Source organism: Nodosilinea sp. AN01ver1, from assembly GCF_050565655.1.
Lineage (GTDB): Bacteria > Cyanobacteriota > Cyanobacteriia > Phormidesmidales > Phormidesmidaceae > Nodosilinea.
This window is the reverse complement of record NZ_JBNXVS010000115.1, coordinates 1-2241: the sequence shown is the minus strand read 5'-3', so window position 1 is coordinate 2241 and position 2241 is coordinate 1. Positions and strand designations below refer to the sequence as shown.

Below are 2241 nucleotides of genomic sequence, written 5' to 3'. Positions count from 1 at the left end.
ACTCAGGGTGGGTTTGGGGAACCGTAGCAGGGGATGGAGGAGAAAGATGCATAGAGCCTAAGGAAAAGATGAATCAGCCTGAAACTCTAGCATCTTCAGCCTTCCTTGAGAATGAAATGGCCCTGCGATGAAAAGGCTATTAATCTATACATATTTATAAAGGGTGCCGAAGCTAGTAATGCTGTTAGGCTTGGGAATTTTGAAAAAGCAAGGAGAATTAACCAGGAAATTCTGGATGGACTTTCACATCCTAACTACTCAATACTATTTAAGGAGAAGATTTCTACGGCTAAATTTAATTTAGGCATTATTGAAACCAATGAAAGAGATTTCGATGAAGCTATAAAGCATTGTCAAGAAGCTATTGAGCTATATGAAGAGGTGGAATCTCCTGACAACACAAATTTTCTAAGTAGTGTATATGCTCAATTGGGAATTATTTCTCGGCTAAAATATGATTTTAATGATGCTCTTATTTACTTTGATGAAGCAATGAAAATTGCTCAGGAAAGAAAGGATTCATACAAAGAGACTGAAATACATTATGAGTTGGCTGAAATTTATCGAATGCAAGGGAACTTCCATTTAGCAAGTGAATACGCTTTAAAGGTGATTGAGTTTTATGAGTTACTTCGTGAGCCTTATAAAATGGCAGCGGCTTACGACTTACTGGGGATGCTCTCTCGAAGTCAAAAAGATTATCAAAAATCCATTTTTTATTATAGAAAGGCTCTTCAAATTTATGAGAATGAGGGAGATGAGTATAATGCTTCTGATGAGTATCAGGGATTAGGGCAAGTATTAAAAGAGTTGGGCCAATTAGAAGAATCGATTGCATACTTTGAAAAAGCTCTTGAGATAAGAAGGAATTTTGAGGAATGGCGAAAAGTTGCCGCAACTCTCGTAGAACTCGGAGGAGCCTTAGAGATTCAACAAAATTTAGCAAGAGCCCTAAGTTGTTATATAAGTGCTTTTGCAATAGATTTTGAGTATGGTCGTGAGTTCATTACTATTGATCTTGAAAATTTGGCTCGGCTCTTGAAAAGCCTAGATGAGAAAAGTTTTAAGGAGATTTGGCAAAAAACAACTGGACAAGAATGTCCCCAGGAGGTTTATGGCATTTTAGTAGCTCAATAAAAATGCATGAAATACGTCAAATTCAGACTCAAGCCCCGTCCATTCAAATTGTGTTGGACACGGTGCGAATCAAAGGTAGTGCAGAAATCGGCAATATTGAGCAAGTAAGCAGTCACGGACCCGCAGAGCAGGTGGTTGGTCGTAACCTAGGCGTTGAGGGAGACCTTAAAATGGAAGACATAACTCAAAAAAGTTAAGGCTGGTGTCATCCCGGTGCAAATCGTCCTTCCCCCTGAACTAGAGCAACTCATCCAACGCCAACTCGCCGCTGGCAAATACCAATCTGCCCTAGAGGTCATCACAGCAGGTATATACCTGCTCGACCAGCAAGACGGCATCTATCAAGGGCGACTCGCCGAACTCCAGCAAGATGCCCAGATCGGCTGGGAAGCAGCCCAGCGCGGAGAACTTGTAGAAGGCCCCACCGCCATGGCCCAGATTAGAGAAAACCTGCGGTCTCGCCACGCCTCCGCCGGATAATGGCCCCTCAGTTTTACCTAACCCAGCCTGCCATTCAAGACATCGAGGCCATTGCAGACTACATCGCTAGACAGACTGGGCTCCAGCAGGCCGAGCGCTTCCTCTCAAAGCTCGATGCCAAATTCGCCAGAATTACCCAATTCCCTAATCTGGGGCGGCCACGCGACGAAATCCTCCCAGAACTGCGCAGCCTCTCAATGGAGAGCTACCTCATTCTCTACACCGCAACAGAATCTAGAGTAGACATCTTGCGAGTTGTCAGTGGCTACCGCGATCTAACGAGCTTGTTCACAGACGACGACGAGTGATCGATTTTCGGTAGATACGGTAGACGCCCGGTAGACAGAGTGTCTACCGGGCAAAAGCCTTTATCCACAATCTCTTCAGCCATTTCGGTAGACAGTAGACACTTTCCTAGCAATTCCCCATTGGCAAACCCTGTCTACTTGTCTACCGTTTCGCTATAACCCTTGCCCATCAACACTTTCAGCGGTAGATGCGTATTTGCATAACTTCGGCACCTAGTTGCATCAACTTCGGCACCCCCTCGATTGGCGAGGGAAAAACAGCATAGCTGGGCAGGTCAGATTCATTATGCAGTCTGTGAATAGATCGTGAGAATAG

Annotated in this window: 3 protein-coding genes; all 3 read left to right on the top strand. The window is 44.3% G+C overall.

Features of this window, described 5'->3' with window-relative positions; genetic code table 11:
- Window positions 1–111 precede the first annotated feature (111 nt).
- On the top strand, window positions 112–1137 hold the full coding sequence (locus tag ACQ4N7_RS30155) for a tetratricopeptide repeat protein (RefSeq protein ID WP_430715108.1): 1026 nt from the start codon (window positions 112–114) through the stop codon (window positions 1135–1137).
- 213 nt (window positions 1138–1350) lie between these two features.
- Window positions 1351–1617: a ribbon-helix-helix domain-containing protein gene (locus tag ACQ4N7_RS30150; protein WP_430715107.1), complete on the top strand. Its 267-nt coding sequence runs from the start codon at window positions 1351–1353 to the stop codon at window positions 1615–1617.
- Window positions 1617–1925, top strand: coding sequence for a type II toxin-antitoxin system RelE/ParE family toxin (locus tag ACQ4N7_RS30145; RefSeq protein ID WP_106866659.1), 309 nt, complete (start codon window positions 1617–1619; stop codon window positions 1923–1925). Before ACQ4N7_RS30150 ends, ACQ4N7_RS30145 begins: the two co-directional genes overlap by 1 nt.
- Window positions 1926–2241 lie beyond the last annotated feature (316 nt).

Excerpts from the sequence above, each read along its gene's own strand:
- ACQ4N7_RS30155 (WP_430715108.1), top strand. The coding sequence starts at position 112 with ATGAAATGGCCCTGCGATGAAAAGGCTATTAATCTATACATATTTATA.
- ACQ4N7_RS30145 (WP_106866659.1), top strand. The coding sequence starts at position 1,617 with ATGGCCCCTCAGTTTTACCTAACCCAGCCTGCCATTCAAGACATCGAG.